We start from the raw sequence: 2381 nt of genomic DNA, 5'->3' as shown, positions 1-2381 counted from the left end.
CTATGTAGCAGGGCGGAGCCAAACACCAGCCCCAAGTTTTCCGGTTGCGATCCATATGTCAGGCGCCTGAAACAGGTAAAAGCCGGCGTCGCTGTATCCAGTCGCCGCTTTCAGCGACCAATGCCCGCCCCTCCTCTGCCAGTTCCGTTTCAAAACCTATAGATTCAGACACAGAACCGCTGGATCAACTCAAGTCTCGAATGAGTCTCCGATTAGTGAACTAGGCCTGTTACCGAAAATACAGATGTGGAGTTCCTTCGCGCGAAACTCAAGCACCCCGACAAGAATTCCGACAATTTCGTCGCAATTCTTTGACAGAACCTGATAGGGAGCCTGGATATCACCCAGATTGCCCGGTCCCCGATGCAGATTGCGCCGTCCATTATGGACCTGCGATTGCCTCTTTAAATTCCAGTGGGAATTCCCGTGCGCTGGCCTGATAGGGCGGTTAAGCATGTTCCAACCACGGACCGCCGTGGAGTGACGCCCTCTATTCAAGACTCTGTGTCAGAAAGGAATCTCTACATGCATTGCGCAAATCCAGAATGCGGTTGTGTTGCAGATGACCTGACGAGCGGTGCGCTTCGTTTGATCGAACTTGACGTTCCGCCCGAGCAACGCGTAACACGCAGCGACTGGGGGTTCCCAATCTGCGCGGTTCGGTCTCGCTACTTCTGGGTATGCGAACGTTGTTGCGAGGTTTTGAGCATTCGGCGCTGGACCGGGGACGGGCTGGTTTTCGAACGCCGGGCGAACAGGCCTTCGATCAAGAGAGTGGTTCAGGAGATCGGTCTGCCGGTGACGCGAGCCGCGCACGGACCCCAACTGGTGATTAGAAGAACAGCGTGACCAAGGAGCAACGAGATGAAGCCCTTATTGGACAAGCTTCGCGAGCAGTTCGGGTCGTTGTCTCACGGCCTGGTAGCTGTCTTCCTGCTTGGGAGCATGCTCGCCGCATGGAGCGCGCCGATTGCATTTCCCAACGCGAGTTCACGAAGCACCATACTGCTTGTCAGTGTCATCATTGCCAGCTTTCCTCTGTGCATTGAACTTCTCATCCAACTTGTGCGCGGGAATTTTGGTGTTGATATCCTCGCGTTCCTCTCGATCGTGAGTGGCGTTCTTCTCCATCAGTACTGGGTTGCCGCTATCGTCATCCTCATGCTTTCAGGCGGAAAGGCTTTGGAGGAATATGCGACCCGCCGCGCGTCCTCTGTGCTGCGCGCCCTCGCACGACGAATGCCGCAAATCGCTCACCGACTTGGTGCGGGAAGTATCATCGCAGACGTTTCCGTCGAACAAATCGCGGTAGGCGAAGTGCTCAGCGTCTATCCGCATGAATTATGTCCGGTAGACGGCGTCGTCCTGGATGGCCTGGGCCGCATGGACGAGTCCTATTTGACCGGAGAACCGTTTCTGATCGAGAAGGCCCCCGGAGCATTTGTCCTGTCCGGAGCGGTCAACGGCGATTCGGTACTAACGATCAAAGCGACGCAAGTTGCGAAAGACTCGAGGTACGCGAAGATCGTGGAGGTTCTGCACGCGTCGGAGAAGAATCGTCCCAGAATTCAACGACTCGGTGACCGACTTGGAATCTGGTATACCCCGCTTTCGCTGCTGGTCGCTACATTGGCCTGGATCGTGAGCGGAGATCCAGAGCGCTTCCTGGCTGTTCTGGTCATTGCCACCCCCTGTCCCTTGCTTCTTGCAATTCCTGTCGCGATCACAGGCGCGATCTCCGTGGCAGCGCGTCGCGGAATCGTGGTGAAAGATCCTTCCATCCTCGAAAAGATCAAGTCGTGCGCCACACTCATCGTCGACAAAACCGGAACGCTTACCTATGGCAAGCCGATTCTTACCGAAGTTCTTTGCCTTGGCGATTGGCCGAGACGGGAATTGGTCCAGCTGGCGGCGAGCCTCGAAAAGTATTCGAAACATCCCCTGGGAAGCGCAGTTCTGCATGCCGCGGAAGAGGAGAAGATTCCGTTACTGAATCCGCAAATGATTCAAGAAGCGCCAGGGCGCGGCATGCGCGGTGATATAGCCGGTCACGTAGTAATGTTAACCAGTCGTAAGAAGCTGCCGCCGGCTGTACAGAAGAAGCGACTCGACGATCTCCCGACAGGAATGGAGTGCGTTCTCCTAATCGACGACAAACTTGCCGGATTGCTGCGCTTCCGTGATCAACCACGCGTTGAGAGCAAACCATTCCTGAAGCATGTAAAGTCTCACCACGGCTTTTCAAAAGTTGTACTTCTCTCTGGAGATCGGCCTGCCGAGGTCCAGTATTTCGCCGAAGGAATGGGAATCTCTGAGGTTTTTGGAGGAAAGAGCCCGGAAGAGAAGCTCGCACTTGTAAAGGAACTGACGAAGAAGGAGAG

General features: G+C 55.3%; 1 protein-coding gene. It reads left to right on the top strand.

Annotated features, from left to right (window positions below):
* Nucleotides 1-864: 864 nt before the first annotated feature.
* A partial coding sequence (locus WA354_RS15000) for a heavy metal translocating P-type ATPase (RefSeq protein ID WP_472813828.1) occupies nt 865-2381 on the top strand: 1517 nt, incomplete at its 3' end.

The sequence above is a fragment of the Occallatibacter sp. genome (assembly GCF_049802275.1).
Lineage (GTDB): Bacteria > Acidobacteriota > Terriglobia > Terriglobales > Acidobacteriaceae > Telmatobacter.
The sequence above is the reverse complement of the archived record's forward strand: the minus strand, read 5'-3'. Positions and strand labels throughout refer to the sequence as shown.